This window comes from Amycolatopsis tolypomycina (assembly GCF_900105945.1).
Classification (GTDB): domain Bacteria; phylum Actinomycetota; class Actinomycetes; order Mycobacteriales; family Pseudonocardiaceae; genus Amycolatopsis; species Amycolatopsis tolypomycina.
Genome location: NZ_FNSO01000004.1, coordinates 1233380 through 1250059 on the forward strand (window position 1 = coordinate 1233380; position 16680 = coordinate 1250059).

Below are 16680 nucleotides of genomic sequence, written 5' to 3' on the forward strand. Positions count from 1 at the left end.
CGCTGAGCCTTTCACGCCGATGCTGAGGAGCGACTCAGTCTGGGGGTGGATTCCGGGTCGTCCCTTCGGTGGAGACGCGACCCTGGGCTGCGCTGGGTGCCGGTTCCGGCGCGCTCGGTGACGGGGTGTCCTCTTCGGACGGCTCGGCCGGCTCGGGCTCGTCGTCGTCGAGGGAGCTGCCGTTGGCCGAGACGTCTTCGGCGCGCGGGCGCCGCAGCGGCGTGGTCGAGCGTTCCCACAGCGTGCGGCCTTCTTCCGAGCGCAGCCGCTCGGAGGCGCGTTCCATCTCCAGCCGCCGCCACTTGCGCCGCTGCCGCCGGGTCGCCTTCGCCGGCCAGAGTTCCTGGATCGCGCTGTTGAAGTACGCGCCGCCGACCACGGCCAGCCCGATGAAGAACATGAGCAGCAGGAACGCGATCGGCGCGGCGAGCGCGCCGTAGGTGTAGCCGGTCTTGGTGATCCAGTTGAGGTAGACGCGCAGGCCGACCGAAGAGAGCAGGAACACGACCATGGCGAGCACCGCGCCGGGCAGCCCGCGGTGCCACGGCAGCTTCCGCGGCAGCGCGAGCTTGTACAACGTGGTCAGCGCGAGGGTGATCATCACGCCGAGGGTCGGGAAGTAGAGCGTGCTCACCCACGACGACACCGTCGGGCGCCAGTCCGCCGGGAAGAACTCCGGCAGCAGGTCGGGGCCGATCGCCAGCAGGGGCAGCCCGATCACGAGGATCACCAGGCCGCACAGGTAGAGCAGGAGCGCGAAGATCCGCTGCCAGACGTCGTTGCGGACGCCGTACTGGTCGTGCGCGACGGTGATCGCGTCCACGAAGGACGACATCGCCGACGAGCCCGCCCACAGCGAGATCAGGAAGCCGACCGAGACGATCTCGCCCTTGCCGACGGTGAGGATGCTGTTCACGGTCGGTTCGATGATGTCCTGGACGGCGTTCGTGCTGAACACCGTCCGGCAGAACCCGATGATGCGGTCGTGCACCGCGGTGACGACGCCGGTGCCGAACCACTCGCCGACGAAGCCCAGTGCGCCGAGCAGGCCGAGCAGCAGCGGCGGGAGCGAGAGCGTCTGCCAGAAGGCCGCCTCGGCGGCCTCGGAGAAGATGTTGCCCTCCCAGGCCTTGGCGAACGTGCGCGTGAGCAGGCGCCACGGCCCCTTGCGGGCCACCTTCGTCGCTCCGGACGGCTGCACCTCACCCATGACGTCTCCAGCATGGTCCATCGGTGCTGATTTGGCTCGTCACACCCCCTGCAGCCGGGCGTGTCGACGGACATCACCCGTGCCGGTGCCCGGAACTGTCGGACCCGGCCGGTAGACTCGCTCCAGTGCCCTCACCGCAGCTGCCGATACCGAAGTCGGTACCACAGTGAGGGTTTTCGCACGTCAACGCACTTGAGCGAGGGGGGACCGGCATGACGGAGACGCAGCTCGGGGCGCCTCCCGCGGAGAAGGACTCGACCGCGCGCCCGCTGCGGGCGTGGCAGCGGCGGGCGCTCACGAAGTACCTGACGCAGAAGCCGAAGGACTTCCTCGCGGTGGCGACGCCCGGCGCCGGCAAGACGGTGTTCGGCCTCCGGATCGCGGCGGAGCTGCTCAGCGACCGCACCGTCGAGGCGATCACCATCGTCACCCCGACCGAGCACCTCAAGCACCAGTGGGCGGCCTCGGCCGCGGCGGCCGGCATCGCCATCGACTCGAACTTCCGCAACACCACCGGTGTCACCTCGTCCGACTACAACGGCGTCGCGCTGACGTACGCGCAGGTCGCGGCGCACCCGACGCTGCACCGGGTGCGCACGGAGAACCGCAAGACGCTGGTGATCCTCGACGAGATCCACCACGGCGGCGACGCGAAGAGCTGGGGCGACGCGATCCGCGAGGCCTTCACCCCGGCGGTCCGGCGCCTGTGCCTGACCGGGACGCCGTTCCGGTCCGACGACTCGCCGATCCCGTTCGTCACGTACGAGCCGGACGCGGGCGGCTTCCAGCGCAGCAAGGCCGACCACGCGTACGGCTACGCGGACGCGCTGGCCGACGGCGTGGTCCGGCCGGTCGTCTTCCTGGCGTATTCGGGCGAGGCGTCCTGGCGCACGAGCGCGGGCGAGGAGTTCACCGCCCGGCTCGGCGAGCCGCTCACGGCGGAGCAGAACGCCCGGGCGTGGCGCACGGCGCTCGACCCGGCCGGCGAGTGGATCCCGGCGGTGCTGCAGGCTGCCGACACGCGGCTGTCGCAGGTCCGCCAGAGCGTGCCGGACGCCGGCGGCCTGGTGATCGCGACCGACCAGGAGTCGGCGCGGGCGTACGCGAAGATCCTGGAGCGCATCTCGGGGGAGATGCCGACGCTGGTGCTCTCGGACGACCCGAAGGCCTCGGGCCGGATCAAGGAGTTCTCCGAGACGAACGAGCGCTGGATCGTGGCGGTCCGCATGGTCTCCGAAGGCGTCGACGTCCCGCGCCTGGCGGTGGGCGTGTACGCCACGAGCGCGTCGACGCCGCTGTTCTTCGCCCAGGCGATCGGCCGCTACGTGCGGGCCCGCAAGAAGGGCGAGACGGCGAGCGTGTTCCTGCCGTCGGTGCCGGTGCTGCTGGAGCTGGCCAGCGAGCTGGAGGCGCAGCGCGACCACGTGCTGGGCAAGCCGCACCGGGAGAAGGAAGGCTGGGAGGACGAGCTCCTCGCCCAGGCCAACCGCACCGAGGACGAGCCGGGCGAGGAGGAGAAGGCGTTCACGTCGCTGGGCGCCTCGGCCGAGCTCGACCAGGTCATCTACGACGGCAACTCGTTCGGCACGGCGGTGTTCTCCGGCTCGGACGAGGAGCAGGAGTACCTCGGCCTGCCGGGGCTGCTGGAGCCCGACCAGGTCCGCGCGCTGCTGCGGAAGCGCCAGGAAGAGCAGATCGCGGACGAGAAGCGCCGCAAGCCGGCCAAGGAAGAGGCCCCGCCGCCCACGGCCCGGCCCCAGTCGGTGAGCGAGCGGCTCGGCGCGTTGCGCAAGGAGCTGAACGCCCTGGTGGGCATGTACCACCACCGCACGAAGAAGCCGCACGGGGCGATCCACAACGAGCTGCGGCGGGTCTGCGGTGGTCCGGTGACCGCGATGGCGACCGTCGAACAGCTGGAAGAGCGGATCGTGACGCTGCGGTCCTGGTGAGCCCGGCGCCCGGCTTCTGTCGCCCAGGTGGCTGAAGATCGCCCATCACTGTCCGTTCTTCCCGGGCCGCTCCCGCGCTGTGACGGTCCGTGCCTGATGGCCTGCCCTTCCACCCCGCCGCGCATGGCCTTCCGGGCACCATCCCGCCCGAACTTCGCAAGTCGGCGACCAATCCCGGGGTGCAGTCGTGGATTCGCCACGGGTTGCGCTCGGTGCACACGACCGGCCTAATGTCACACCTTGATGAAACCTCGATGTAACTAACCGTGAGTGCTGGCGATCACATCGTCAGCGGATCTACTCTTTCCGGGCGAGGTTCAGCCCGTGTTGCCGAACCGTGTCCAATTGGTGTCATTTAATCGATCCAGCTATCTTCCCCGCAGCCGCTCAGCGGCATATGTTGTCGCCCACAACATATGCGCGACGGTGCGCCGGGCCAGCCCGGATCGCCGCCTCGCTGGCCCGAGGCACACGCCGACGGCCGCTCGTCACCAATGCTTGGATCCGGAAGGAACGAGGATGCGCAGCAGAACCCTTACCCTCCTCGCCGCCACGGTGAGCGCCGGCCTGGTGCTCACCGCCTGCGGTACCAACAGTTCGAACAGCGGGGGCACGGGGAGCAACTCCGCTTCCGCGCCCGCTCCGGCCGGTGGCGGCGCCAGCGGCAAGGTCGGCGTCATCCTGCCGGAGACCGCCAGCTCGGCCCGCTGGGAAGCCTTCGACAAGCCGATGCTGCAGGCCGCCCTCGCGGCGCAGGGCTTCGAGGCCGACGTCCAGAACGCCCAGGGCGACGCCCAGAAGTTCTCGACCCTGGCCGACGGCTTCATCAGCTCCGGCGTCAAGGTCCTGATCATCGCCCCGTCCGACCCGGCCGTCGGTGCCGCGGTCGAGGCGAAGGCGAAGACCGCGGGCATCCCGGTCATCAACTACGACCGCCCGAGCCTCGGCGGCAGCGCCGAGTACTACGTCTCGTTCGACAACGAGAAGGTCGGCCAGCTCCAGGGCCAGGCCATGGCGGACGCGCTCAAGGACAAGCCGGGCGCCGGCTTCGTCCAGATCGAGGGCGCCCCGACCGACAACAACGCGACCCTGTTCACCAACGGCCAGGACTCCGTGCTCGAGCCGCTGGTCACGTCCGGCAAGCTCAAGCGGATCCAGAAGCAGCCGATCAACGACTGGGACAACCAGCTCGGCGGCACGACGTTCGAGCAGATCTTCCAGGCGAACGGCGGCAAGGTCGACGGCGTCGTCGCGGCGAACGACGGCCTGGCCGGCGCGGTCATCACCATCCTCAAGAAGAACGGCCTGAACGGCAAGATTCCGGTCACCGGCCAGGACGCCACGGCCGACGGCCTCATGGCGGTCATGCGCGGCGAGCAGTACATGACCGTGTTCAAGCCGATCAAGGAAGAGGCCGAGGCGAGCGCGAAGCTGGCCGCGGCACTGGCCAAGGGCGACAAGGCCGCCGCGGACGCCATCGCCACCGGCAAGCTGCACGACCCGAAGAACAACCGCGACATCAAGTCGGTGCTGCTCACGCCGACCACGATCCTGGCGAAGGACGTCAAGACCGTCGTGACCCAGGGCTACGTGAAGGCGACCGAGATCTGCGGCGGCGACCTCGCCAGCAAGTGCGCCTCGCTCGGCATCTCCTGAGCCCTCCTCAGTACCGATCCGGCCGAAGTAGGCCGCCCCCGAGCGGCACTTGACCGCTGCTGCGAGCCGATTCGGCCGTGGCTGAGGCCGGATCGGTACTGGACGGCGCTGTACCCCATGAACAGCCGGGCCGGGACGCGCACCCCGACGGCGCGTCCCGGCCCGGTCCCCACCCAGGAGAAAGCCCATCCATGAGTGAGCCCATTCTCGAGATCAAGGGCCTGAACAAGAGCTTCGGCCCCGTCCACGTCCTCCACGACGTGGACTTCGACGTGCGTGCGGGCGAAGTGACCGCCCTGGTCGGCGACAACGGCGCCGGCAAGTCGACGCTCGTCAAGTGCATCGCCGGCATCCACCCGTACGACTCGGGGGCCGTGCGGTTCAACGGGCAGGACGCCCACATCCGCGGCCCGAAGGACGCGGCCGGGCTCGGCATCGAGGTCGTCTACCAGGACCTCGCGCTGGCCGACAACCTCGACATCGTCCAGAACATGTTCCTCGGCCGCGAGCGCGGCAGCTCGTGGAAGCTCGACGAAGCCAGCATGGAGAAGGCCGCCCGCGAGACGCTGGCCTCGCTGTCGGTCCGGACCGTGAAGTCGGTCCGCACGCCGGTCTCCTCGCTGTCCGGTGGCCAGCGGCAGACCGTCGCCATCGCGAAGTCGGTGCTGTGGAACAGCAAGGTCGTCGTGCTCGACGAGCCGACCGCCGCCCTCGGCGTCGCGCAGACCCGGCAGGTGCTCGACCTCGTCCGCCGGCTGGCCGAGCAGGGCCTCGGGGTCGTGCTGATCAGCCACAACATGGCCGACGTGTTCGAGGTCGCCGACCGCATCGCCGTGCTCTACCTCGGCCGGCTCGTCGCCGAGGTGCACACGAAGGACGTCACCCACGGCCAGGTCGTGGAACTGATCACCGCCGGTCGCTCCGGTGACCTCGGCCTGGCCCGGCCCGAAGCCGTGGTCCTGTGAGCGGGAAGAAAGAACCGGAAATGACTGAAACCCCTGCCAAGCACGAGGTCGGCACCCCCGCCGACGCGCTCGCGCAGACCCAGGCCCCCGCCGGGGCGATCTCCGACTTCGGCATCGACACGACATCGATGTCAACCGGCGAGGCCGTCCGCGACTACTTCGCCCGCCTGCGGGCCGGTGAACTGGGCGCGCTGCCGTCGCTGTTCGGCCTGCTCGTGCTGGTGATCCTGTTCAGCGCGCTGTCGGACAACTTCTTCACGCTGGCCAACATCGCCAACGTGTTCCCGCAGGGCGCGGGCGTCATCATCATCGCGATGGGCATCGTGTTCGTGCTGCTGCTCGGCGAGATCGACCTCGCCGCCGGCGTGGCCTCCGGTGTCGCCGCTTCGGTGATGGCGCTGCACTACGTCCAGAGCGGGAACCTGCTGGGCGCCATGGGCACCGGCGTGTTCATCACGTTCATCGGCGTGCTTGCCCTGGCCATGCTGCTGTCGGCCTACCAGCGGATCTGGGCGGGTGCCGCGCTGTCGCTGATCGGCCTGCTGATCGTCGCGATCGGCGTCCCGGCCAACGCCTGGCTCGAGATCCTGCTGTCGATCTGCGTCGGCACCGCGATCGGCTGCATCACCGGCTTCCTCGTCTCGAAGATCGGCATGCCGTCCTTCGTCGTGACGCTGGCGCTGTTCATCGTGTGGCAGGGCGTCCTGCTGCAGTTCATCGGTGAGGGCGGCACGATCGGCATCAGCAACTCGGACATCCTGTACAAGATCGCCAACGGCAACCTGAACATCCTCGGCAGCTGGATCTTCTTCCTCATCGCGGCCGGCGGGTTCGCGGTGATCACGCTGACCAGCCACTTCAAGCGGCTCCAGCGCGGCCTGGTCGTCCAGCCGACGGCCCTGGTGCTGGTCAAGGTCGGCGCGCTGGTCGTGCTGTCGGCGGTCGGCACCTGGCTGCTGACGATCAACCGCTCGCCGAACAAGGCGGTCGTGACGATCGAAGGCGTCCCGTACGTCATCCCGATCATGCTGGCGTTGCTGGTGGCCGGCACGTACGTGCTGAACCGGACCAAGTACGGCCGGTACGTCTACGCGGTCGGCGGCAACAAGGAAGCCGCCCGCCGCGCCGGTATCGACGTGCCGAAGATCCGGGCCAGCGTGTTCGTCATCGGCTCGGCGGTCGCGGCCATCGGCGGCATCGTCGCCGCGTCGAAGGTCGGTTCGGTCAGCCCGCAGTCCGGTGGCCTGAACACGCTGCTGTTCGCGGTCGGTTCGGCCGTCATCGGCGGCACGTCGCTGTTCGGCGGCAAGGGCCGGGTTTCCGACGCGGTCGTCGGTGGCCTGGTGATCGCCGTGGTCATCAACGGCCTGGGCCTGCTCAAGCAGCCGGCCGCGGTGGTCAACATCATCACCGGTCTGGTCCTGCTCCTCGCCGCCACGGTCGACGCGCTGTCCCGGCGCCGCGCGGCTGCGTCGGCGCGCTGAACCACCATGGAATGATAAAGCCCGTGACCAGCACGCCCGTTGCACGACCGGACGAGGTGCGCCGGCACAACCGCACGACCCTGCTCCGCCTGCTGCACGTCGGCGGGCCGAGCACCCGGGCGACCCTGGCCACCCAGCTGGGGCTCAACCGGAGCACGATCAAGACCCTCGTCGACGGGCTCGCCGAAGCCGGTGTCGTCGAGGAGAAGGTGCCGAGGCCGGGACGAGGGGCGGGCCGCCCCTCGCTCCTGGTCCTGCCCCAGCCGCACGCGGCGGTCGTGCTCGCGGTCGACCTCCAGGTCGAGCACGTCGCGATCGCCCTGGTCGGGCTCGGCGGGCAGATCCTGGGCCGCAACAGCTGGAACCTGCGCGGCCGGATGGGGCAGCCCGAAGAGGTCATCACCCACGTCATCGAGTCGACGGCCATCCTGGCCGGCGACCTCGACGTGACCCCGGTGGCGGCCGGGGTGTCGGTGCCGGGCGTCGTCCGGCGGGCGGACGGGCACGTGCACGAGGCCCCGAACCTGCGCTGGACCGACGTCGCGCTCGGCGAGCGGCTCGGCGGGGTGCTGCAGATCCCGATCCTGGTCGGCAACGACGCCGAGTTCGGTGCCGTCGCCGAGCACCTGCGCGGCGCGGCCCGCGGGGCGTCCGACGTGGTGTACATCTCGGCGGACGTCGGTGTCGGCGGCGGCGTCATCGCCGAAGGCTCGGCGCTGCGCGGCGGCTCGGGGTACGTCGGCGAGATCGGGCACATGGTGATCCGGCCCGACGGGCGGCCCTGCTACTGCGGCAGCAGCGGCTGCTGGGAGACCGAGGTCGGCGAGGCGGCGCTGTGCCGGGCGCTCGGGCTGGCCGAGGACACCCCGCGCGGGGCGATCCTGTTCGAGCTGCGCGAGCTCGGCCGCGCCCCGGAGACGGCGATGACGCGGCTCGCGGAGTTCGCGGAATGGCTGACGCTCGGGCTGATCAACGTCGTCAACCTGCTGGGACCCCAGCTGGTGATCCTCGGCGACCTGCTTACGGTGCTGCCGGAGGCGGTGCTGCGGCACGTCGGCGCCGAGGTGCGCCGGCGCAGCCTGGTGAGCCGGGCGGTCGGCGGCACGCGGATCGTCAGTTCGGCGCTGGGGGCCGACGGGAAGCTGCTCGGCGCCGCGGAAGTGGCGTTCGAAGTCGTGCTGGATTCTGTCTGATTTCCTGTCCGGCTCCGTGTCCGGAATTACCGCTTTTCGCGGCCGGAACGTGATATCGGACACGCGGCGAGCCTTATTCAGCCGTCGGCCGCCGCATGACTGGCGTTGACCGGCGGCGGTCGGGTGGGAGGGTGCGGCGGCCTGGCCCGAATAAGTCTCGATCTGCAAGATGCAGAAAGGCGGCCGGTGCCTGTGCGCACCGGCCGCCTTTCGCTCGTCGGGAGGTTACCGCTGGATGTCGGCGGACAGTTCCTTGAGCTTGGCCTCGTGCTCGCGGGCGTGGTGCCCGCAGAAGAGCAGTTCGCCACCCGTGCTGAGGATGGCGCGTACCTGAGCTGCTGCTCCGCACCGGTCACAGCGGTCGGCGGCGGTCAGTTCGGGGCGGGTGAGCGTCGGCGATGTCATGGGGGTCTCCCTCCGTCCCGGCACCGGTTGCCCGGTGCCATCGATCCAGCTACGCCCACTTCGGGACTGCTACCGGTGGCGGCGATCGCCTCCGGCTCCGCGTGTTCGTGCTTCTACTGTTCCAGACGTTTCGCGGCTCGCAAGTGTTCCCGCGCCGGTGGGACCTGAGTCACGTCGATTTACCCCGGATGCCGTAACGATGTCCCGCATTCCAGGAGACGATTACCCGGAGAGTTACGTTTTCCGTGGTCAGGCACCATGGACTCGTGAGCACGGTGACTTCCCCACGACGGCTTTCCCGGGTACCGGCGCCGCTCTTGTTCGTTCTCAGCGGAATTTCGATGTACGCCGGAGCGGCGGTGGCGGTCGACCTTTTCGGCCACGCGACCCCGGCGGGCGTGGCCTGGCTCCGCTGCCTCGGGGCGGCGGTGGTCCTGCTGGCCTGGCGCCGCCCCGGTCCTGACGCGTGGCGCGGTCGCCGTCTGCTGCTGGCGATCGTGTTCGGCGTGGTGACGGCGGGCATGAACGTGCTGTTCTACGAGGCGATCGCCCGCCTGCCCCTGGGCACGGCGGTGGCGATGGAGTTCGCCGGCCCGGTGGTGGTGGCGGCACTGGGCTCCCGCACGGTGCGCGACGTCCTGGCACTGGTCCTGGTGGCGGCGGGCGTGGTGGCGATCGCGGACGTCCGGATCGCGGGCAGTTTCTGGGGAGTGGCGTTCGCCCTGGGCGCAGCGCTGGCCTGGGCGGGCTACATCCTCCTGGGCAAGAGGGTGGCGACGGACGGCGACGGCATCGACAGCCTGGCGATCGGCTTCTTCGCGGGGACGGTGGTGTTGTCACCGCTGGCGCTGGGAACGGGACCGGTGTGGGCTTCGCCACGGTTGTTGCTGCTCGGGGTCGGGGTGGGGGTGTTGTCGACGGTGGTGCCGTATGCGCTGGACCAGGTGGTGCTGCGGCGGGTGGGGCAGGCACGGTTCGCGACGTTGCTGGCGTTGCTCCCGGTGACGGCGGGGGTGATGGGGTTCGTGTTGCTCGGGCAGGTGCCTTCGGTGGCCGAGGCGGTGGGGACGCTCGCGGTAGTGGCCGGGGTGGCGCTGCGGAGCAGGGAGGGGTCGGTGGGGCCGGACGGGTCGGTGGGGCCCGAGGGGGCGGAGGTGCGGGGGCCGGAGTTGCCAGGGTGAGGTCAGGTTTCTGCGGCGTCGGGTTTGTGCTGTGTCGGGTTGGCGGGGCTCGAGATGGCGCGCCCAAACCGAGCCGGCGAGCCTCAGGTCGGCCGAGCGACCAGGCCGGCACCCAGCACCGGATCGTGATGGCCCCCACCCCGCCCGCCCGGGATACTTACCCCGGGCGGCAGGAAGCGGGTGATCATGACCAAAGCGGCGTCGGCCGCGGCGAAGGACTTCGCCGCCGCCGGGGTGGGTGGGGTTCATCTTGCCTGGGCCGACAACAACGGCATTCCGCGGTCGCGGATCGTGCCCGTTGGCGGGCTCGCCGATGCCGCCACGCGGGGCGTCGGGGCGACCTCGCTGTTCGCCGTCTTCGACAGTCACGACTCCATCACCTTCGCGCACCCTGGCCTGGACACGCCTTCCGGGGACGTCCGGCTCGTGCCCGTCGTCGAGCGGCTGCGGCGGCTGGCCGGGCAGCCCGCGCTCGCCTGGGCGCCCGTCCGGCAGCTCACCCGGGACGGCGATCCGTGGCCCTACTGCCAGCGTGCCGTCCTCGAAGCGCAGGTCGCCAAGGCCGCCGCACGGGGGCTCGAGTTCCGGGCCGGCTACGAACTCGAGTTCGCCGTCGCCCCCGCGGGGAGTGCCGGCATCACCGCCAACCCCGGGCATCCCGGGCCCGCCTACAGCCCGCACGCCCTCGTCGGGCTCGATGGCTTCGTCGGGGCCCTCCTGCACGACTTCGCGGCCAACGGCCTGCGGATCGGCCAGCTGCACGCCGAGTACGGCGTTGCGCAGCTCGAACTGTCGCTGGCCGCCACCGATCCGGTTTCCGCCGCCGATGACCAGCTGCTCGCGCGGCAGACCATCCACGCCGCCGCGCGGGTGCACGGTCTTGCCGTCAGCTTCGCGCCGATGATCGATCTCGGTGCCGCCGGCAACGGCTGGCACCTGCACACCTCCGTCCACCGGAAGGGCCGCAACCTGCTCGACGGGAACGGCCGGCCGGCCGGGGACGGCGCCGCCTACCTCGCCGGGCTGCTGCGCGACCTGCCGGCCCTGACCGCGGTCACCGCGCCGAGCGTGCCCTCGACGTTGCGGCTGCGGCCCGGCCACTTCGCGGGCGCGTACGCGTTCTGGGGCGTCGAGAACCGGGAGGCGCCGCTGCGGTACGTCCCCGGCTCGGCCCTGCTGGGCGACGGCCACGCCAACGTCGAGCTCAAGACGTCCGACGCCTCGGCCAACCCGTACCTCGCGCTCGCCGTCGTGCTCGCCGCCGGGATGGCCGGGATCGAGGACGCGCCCGCACTGCCCGAGCCCATCGGCGCAGACCCGGGCGGCTGGACCGACCACGAACGGGAGATCCGCGGGGTGCACCGGCTGCCGGCGAACCCCGCCGAACAGGACGCCGCACTCGTGGCGTCGCCGCGGGTCGCCGGGGTGCTCGGCGACGAGCTGCTGGGCGCCTTCCGCGCCGTCCGGGCGTCCGACGCGGCGTGGGCGGCCGACCGCACGGACGACGAGATCGTCGCTGCCCACCTTTGGCGTTACTGAAGGCTGGGAAGATGGACCCGGGGAGCCCGCGCGGGCTCCGGGAAGCGTCTGAGGGGACCGATGACTTCGGGGATCGACGGCGGACAGCTCGACCTGTCCGGGGTGCGGTGGCTGCCCGGCGGAGCCCGGCTGACCGCGGTGGCCCAGGCGGAACTGCCCCAGAAGGACGGCCTGGCCGCGGCGTTCTGCGGGCTCGCCGCGCTGCGGGCGGCCGGGCTCGACGTGGCCGACCAGGACGCCGTCGCGGCGGCCGCGGGCACGGTCCGGGGCCCGGTCGTGCGCCCGCCGGGTGAGCCGGGCCGCCGCGGGTTCCGGCTGCCGCTGCCGGTGGTCGACGACCCGGCCGCGGCAGGCACCCGGGTCTCCGGCCTGGCGACGGCCGTCGGCTCGCTGTCGCGGGGCGCCCTCGCGGCCGTGCCGGTGACGGGGGAGTGGACCACCGAGACGCTGTTCGACCTGCTCGTCGGCCTGTGGGACGTCCCGCGCGTGGCGGTGCTGGCCCGGGTCGACGCCGCCGAACTCGGCGCGCACGACACCCCGGAACGCGCGCTGCTCGACTACCTCGACACCGGCGTCCCTCCACTGTGGACGTCCCGCTGGCGGCCGCCCGGCGGTCACTTCGTGCTCCTGGTGGGGATCCGCATCGGCGCCGAGGGCACCCTGCTGTCCGTTGTGGACACCTACCCGTCGCTCGGTGACAATGGCCGCCACGACCAGCCGGTCGAATGGGTGACGGCGGCGCTGGCCGGGCTCGGCGTCCTCGTCGTGGTCGACGCCGATCAGGCGGCCGTGGTGCGCCGGGCGGCGCGCGACGCCGGGCTCACTCCGTCCTACTGGGACTGACCGGCGTCGCGAAGCGGGAATGGCGGCGGCCGTAGGTGAAGTAGATCACCAGGCCGATCGCCAGCCACGCGGCGAACCGGATCCACGTCAGCACGTTCAGGTTGAGCATCAGGTACAGGCACGCCAGCGCGGCCACGACCGGGATCACCGGGGAGAACGGCACCTTGAACGGCCGATCGAGGTCGGGACGGCGGCGGCGCAGCACCGGGACCGCCACGGCGACGATGATCATCGCCGACAGCGCGCCGATGCTCACCATGTCGGCCAGCTCGGAAATCGGGACGAACGCGGCCAGCACGGCGATCAGTGCCGCGCCGCCGATCGTCATCCGGTGCGGGGTGCCCCAGCGCGGGTGCGCGGTGCCGAGCGCCTTCGGCAGCAGGCCGTCGCGGCCCATCGCGAAGCCGATTCGCCCGATCGTGACCAGCTCGACCATCATCACCGACGTCAGCCCGGTGACCGCGCCGAGCGAGATCAGCGCGCCCACCCAGTGCTGGCCGACCCGGTCGAACGCGTCGGCCAGCGGCGCGCCCGTGTCGATGTCGGTGAACGGGACCATGCCGGTCAGCACGATCGAGACGCTGATGTAGAGCAGGGCGCAGACACCCAGCGCGCCGAGGATGCCGACGCGCAGGTCCTTGCGCGGGTTCAGCGTCTCCTCGCCGAGGTTCGCGAGCGCTTCGAAGCCGGTGTAGGCGAAGAACACCACGGCGGCCGCGGTGATCATGCCGGCCAGGCCGTAGACCGACTGCTCCAGCCCCAGCGCCGCCTGGACCACCGGCTGCTCCAGCACCGTCGTGCCGGCTTCGGGTGCCTTCGCCGGCGGGATGAACGGCGTCAGGTTCGCGCCCTTGACGTAGAACAGGCCGACCGCGAGCACCAGCACGCAGACCGCGACCTTCACGCAGACCAGCAGGTTGGTCACCCAGGCCGACTCCTTGATGCCCCGCACGGCGACCACGGTCAGCACGGCGATGATCAGCACCGCGCCGATGTTGACCTTCGCGTCCTCGCCGAACCACTCCGGCGACAGTCCGAGCAGGTTCGCCAGGTACCCCGACCAGCCGCGCGACACCACGGCGGCGCCGAGGGCGAACTCCAGCAGCAGGTCCCAGCCGATGATCCAGGCGAACACCTCGCCGAGGGTGGCGAAGGCGTAGGTGTAAGCGCTTCCCGCCGTCGGGACGCTGGAGGAGAGTTCGGCGTAGCACAGCGCCGCGAGCCCGGCGACGACCGCGCCGAGCACGAACGACAGCGTCACCGCGGGCCCCGCGTGGGTCTTCGCCTCGACGCCGGCCAAGGTGAAGATGCCGGTGCCGATGATGATCCCGACACCCATTCCGACCAGATCGCGCCCGCGCAGCCGGCGCTTGAGGTCACCGGACTCCTGGCGTTCCAGGACCTCGTCCACGTTCAGCGTTCGCCGCTCACCCATGGAGAGAAGTTAAAAGGTCACGGGTCTTTCCGCAGATCGGCGCCGGTGATGCCGGTCTCCTGGGCGAGGATCGCGGCCTGCACGCGGGAGCGCAGGTCGAGTTTGGCCAGGACGCGCGAGACGTGCGTCTTCACCGTCGCCTCGCCGATGTGCAGCCGGGACCCGATCTGGGCGTTGGACAGGCCCTCGCCGAGGCAGCCGAGCACCTCGCGCTCGCGGTCGGTGAGGTCGCCGAGGCCGTGCGGGAGCGGGAGCTGTGCCGGGGCCGACGCGGCGAATGCGGTGATCAGCCGCCGGGTGACCTGCGGGGCCAGCACGCCGTCGCCGGCAGCGACGAGCTTGACGGCTTCGATCAGCCGGGGCGCTTCGACCGATTTGAGCAGGAAGCCGGCGGCTCCGGCCCGCAGCGCGCCGTGCACGTACTCGTCGAGGTCGAACGTGGTCAGCACGAGCACCTGGGTGAGTCCCGCGGACACCAGTTCGCGGGTGGCGGCGATGCCGTCGGTGCCCGGCATCCGGACGTCCATCAGGGTGACGTCCGGCCGCAGCGCCCGCGCCTGCCGGATGGCGGCGGCACCGTCGGCGGCCTCGCCGACGACCTCGATGCCCTCGGCGTGGCCGAGGATGGTGGTGAGGCCGAACCGGATGGCGCTGTGGTCGTCGGCGACCAGGACTCGGACAGTCATCGGTTTCCGACCGGGAGCTCGGCGCGGACCAGCCAGCCGTCGCCCGCCGGGCCCGCGGTGAGGTCGCCGCCCACCGCGTCGGCGCGCTCGCGCATGTTCAGCAGGCCCGTTCCGCGGCCCGGGGCGGGCCGCGGGGTGCGGACGTCGTTGCGGACCTCGACCGCGAGGACCCCGCCGCCGCAGTGGACGGCGACGTCCACCCGGCCGCCCGGGGCGTGCTTCGCGGCGTTGGTCAGCGCCTCCTGCGCGATCCGGTACGCCGTCAGGTCGACCGCCGCCGGCAGCGGCACCCGGGAGTCCACAGTGGACTCGACGTGCACCTCCAGCCCGCTGGCCCTGGCCGACTCCACCAGCTTGGCCAGGTCGGCGAGCCGGGCGGGCGCGGTCGTCTCCGCTTCGCCGCCGTCGGCCTTGAGCAGCCCGATCATCGCGCGCATCTCCTCCAGGGCGCTGACACTGTTTTCCCGCACCGATTCCAGCACGGCCTTCGCCAGTTTCGGGTCCGGCAGCGACAGCGCCGCCTCCGATTGGATGGCGATGGCCGAGAGGTGCCCGGCGATCACGTCGTGCAGGTCGCGGGCCATCCGCCCGCGCTCGGCGGCGACCGCCGCCCGCCGGTCGAGTTCCGCGATCTTCGCCAGCTGGGCGGCGTTGGCGCGCTCGGCCTCGGCGACGTCGCGTTGCTGGCGGACGTTCGCCGCCCACCACACCGGCGTGATGACGAACGGCAGCACGGCGATCGCGGCCAGCACCGCCGCCCGCCACTCCTGCGCGACCAGGAGCACCGCGGCGAGCACGCCCACCACCGAGAACGCGGCGAGGCCGATCATCACCCGGCTGGTGCGGCGGGAGCCGTAGAGCGTCGCCGCGTACAGGAAGTCGGTGTAGATGATCAGCACCGGCAGCGACGGGCTGAGCCAGACGTCCACCGCGAGCACCGCCGTGGCCAGGACGACCGCGAGGGGCACCCGCCGCCGGAGCAGCTCGAGCCCGCACAGCGCGGTCAGCTCCAGCAGCCGCACCGCCAGCGGGGCGTGGTCGTACCCCGTCACGATCCCGTGGACGCCGGTCGTGTAGACGAGGAACCCGAGCAGCCAGGTGGCCAGCGCGATCAGGCCGTCCTGCTGCCACACCGGGAGCGAGCGCAGGCGGGGGAGCGGCACCTGATCATCCCAGCACACCGCGCGCCGGGCCCGCGTCCTACGAAGTGATGACACCCGGTCCGTCCGTCCGCGGACGCGCCCGGGGGCCCGGGCGCGGGAGCGTGACGGGGTGGAAGAGATCGGGAAGTTCTTCGCGGAGAACCCGATGGCCGCCGTCATCGCGGCGGGCGAGATCGGGTTCTGGGTGTTCATCGCGGCGGGGCTGGCGGTGCGGTACGTGCTGCGCGCGCGGCGCGCGTCGGCGGTGGTGCTGGCCATGGTGCCGCTGGTCGACGTCGTGGTGCTGGTGGCGACCGTGCTCGACCTGGCCAACGGGGGCAAGCCGGGGTTCACGCACGGCCTCGCCGCGGTGTACCTGGGCTTCAGCGTCGTGTTCGGGCCGAGCATGGTCCGGTGGGCTGATGAGCGGTTCGCGCACCGGTTCGCCGGCCGCTTGTCGGGGGTTCCGGGTGGCGGAGCCCCCGGCCCGGGGCGCAGCCCCGGTTGTCACAGCGGGCCGCCGCCACCGCCGAAGCGGCAGGGGCGGGAGCGGACGCGGTACGAGTGGCGCGAGTGGGGGAAGTGCCTGCTGGCCTGCGGGCTCGCCGCGGTGGCCCTGCTGGTGGCGATCTTCGCGATCGGCGACCCGGAGCGCGTGGCGCCGCTGTGGGGCTGGTTCTCGCGGCTGGGCACCGTGACGGTGATCTGGCTGTTCGCCGGCCCGGTGTGGCAGGAGCTGTTCGGCGAGCGTGAGGAGGTGCGGCGGTGATCGAGCTGATCGGGATCCTGCTGGTGGTGCAGGGCGGTGGCGGGCTGCTCAACCGGCTGCTGGGTGCGCATTCGCCGAGCTGGTTCGTCCAGTTGCACGTGCTGCCGCCGGCGCTGCACGTGGTGGCGAGCGTGGTGATGGTGCTCCTGGGGGTGGCGGTGCTCACCGGAACCCGGAAGCGCCGGGGGTGACGGGCCGCGGGGGCGGCTGGGGGTCGCTCCCG

The 16680-nt window shown here is 71.5% G+C and carries 15 protein-coding genes; 10 read left to right on the top strand and 5 right to left on the bottom strand.

Annotation, left to right across the window (positions count from 1 at the left end; all coding sequences use genetic code 11):
• Positions 1–34: 34 nt before the first annotated feature.
• Positions 35–1210 (bottom strand): YihY/virulence factor BrkB family protein, encoded by a 1176-nt coding sequence (locus BLW76_RS16420; RefSeq protein WP_091308058.1) that lies wholly within the window; start codon positions 1208–1210, stop codon positions 35–37.
• 212 nt (positions 1211–1422) lie between these two features.
• On the opposite strand from BLW76_RS16420, the gene BLW76_RS16425 reads away from it, so the two are divergent.
• From BLW76_RS16425 to BLW76_RS16445, 5 genes are all read left to right on the top strand, one after another.
• Positions 1423–3159: a DEAD/DEAH box helicase gene (locus BLW76_RS16425; RefSeq protein WP_091308060.1), complete on the top strand. Its 1737-nt coding sequence runs from the start codon at positions 1423–1425 to the stop codon at positions 3157–3159.
• Positions 3160–3678: 519 nt separating this feature from the next.
• Complete coding sequence (locus BLW76_RS16430) at positions 3679–4815, top strand: sugar ABC transporter substrate-binding protein (RefSeq protein WP_091308063.1); 1137 nt, start codon at positions 3679–3681, stop codon at positions 4813–4815.
• A gap of 191 nt (positions 4816–5006) precedes the next feature.
• Entirely contained in the window at positions 5007–5780 is a 774-nt protein-coding gene (locus tag BLW76_RS16435) for an ATP-binding cassette domain-containing protein (RefSeq protein ID WP_091308066.1), read from the top strand.
• A gap of 20 nt (positions 5781–5800) precedes the next feature.
• Positions 5801–7264 carry a sugar ABC transporter permease gene (locus BLW76_RS16440; protein WP_091308067.1) on the top strand — a complete coding sequence of 488 codons (1464 nt, stop codon included), beginning with the start codon at positions 5801–5803 and terminating at the stop codon, positions 7262–7264.
• Between the two features lie 11 nt (positions 7265–7275).
• A complete protein-coding gene (locus BLW76_RS16445) occupies positions 7276–8457 on the top strand; it encodes an ROK family transcriptional regulator (protein WP_091308070.1) in 1182 nt (393 codons plus the stop codon).
• 225 nt (positions 8458–8682) lie between these two features.
• Here the strand turns inward: BLW76_RS16445 and BLW76_RS16450 are convergent, their stop codons facing one another.
• Positions 8683–8862 carry a DUF7455 domain-containing protein gene (locus tag BLW76_RS16450; RefSeq protein WP_004561029.1) on the bottom strand — a complete coding sequence of 60 codons (180 nt, stop codon included), beginning with the start codon at positions 8860–8862 and terminating at the stop codon, positions 8683–8685.
• A gap of 317 nt (positions 8863–9179) precedes the next feature.
• Here BLW76_RS16450 and BLW76_RS16455 point away from each other — a divergent pair, with 317 nt between their 5' ends.
• The 3 genes from BLW76_RS16455 (at position 9180) to BLW76_RS16465 (ending at position 12425) form a co-directional block, all read left to right on the top strand.
• Positions 9180–10043: an EamA family transporter gene (locus BLW76_RS16455; RefSeq protein WP_482746698.1), complete on the top strand. Its 864-nt coding sequence runs from the start codon at positions 9180–9182 to the stop codon at positions 10041–10043.
• Positions 10044–10229: 186 nt separating this feature from the next.
• Positions 10230–11582 carry a type I glutamate--ammonia ligase gene (locus tag BLW76_RS16460; protein ID WP_167384630.1) on the top strand — a complete coding sequence of 451 codons (1353 nt, stop codon included), beginning with the start codon at positions 10230–10232 and terminating at the stop codon, positions 11580–11582.
• Positions 11583–11642: 60 nt separating this feature from the next.
• Positions 11643–12425 carry a DUF6885 family protein gene (locus BLW76_RS16465; RefSeq protein WP_091308074.1) on the top strand — a complete coding sequence of 261 codons (783 nt, stop codon included), beginning with the start codon at positions 11643–11645 and terminating at the stop codon, positions 12423–12425.
• Here the strand turns inward: BLW76_RS16465 and BLW76_RS16470 are convergent.
• From BLW76_RS16470 to BLW76_RS16480, 3 genes are read right to left on the bottom strand one after another with little or no spacing between them, the layout of a single operon-like run.
• A complete protein-coding gene (locus BLW76_RS16470; protein ID WP_091319469.1) occupies positions 12403–13836 on the bottom strand; it encodes an amino acid permease in 1434 nt (477 codons plus the stop codon). The genes BLW76_RS16465 and BLW76_RS16470 overlap by 23 nt on opposite strands.
• A gap of 41 nt (positions 13837–13877) precedes the next feature.
• Complete coding sequence (locus BLW76_RS16475) at positions 13878–14546, bottom strand: response regulator (RefSeq protein ID WP_091308077.1); 669 nt, start codon at positions 14544–14546, stop codon at positions 13878–13880.
• A complete protein-coding gene (locus BLW76_RS16480) occupies positions 14543–15709 on the bottom strand; it encodes a sensor histidine kinase (RefSeq protein WP_091308078.1) in 1167 nt (388 codons plus the stop codon). Before BLW76_RS16480 ends, BLW76_RS16475 begins: the two co-directional genes overlap by 4 nt.
• 109 nt (positions 15710–15818) lie before the next feature.
• On the opposite strand from BLW76_RS16480, the gene BLW76_RS16485 reads away from it, so the two are divergent.
• Positions 15819–16457 carry a hypothetical protein gene (locus tag BLW76_RS16485; RefSeq protein WP_091308080.1) on the top strand — a complete coding sequence of 213 codons (639 nt, stop codon included), beginning with the start codon at positions 15819–15821 and terminating at the stop codon, positions 16455–16457.
• Entirely contained in the window at positions 16454–16648 is a 195-nt protein-coding gene (locus BLW76_RS16490; protein ID WP_091308083.1) for a hypothetical protein, read from the top strand. Before BLW76_RS16485 ends, BLW76_RS16490 begins: the two co-directional genes overlap by 4 nt.
• Positions 16649–16680: the final 32 nt, after the last annotated feature.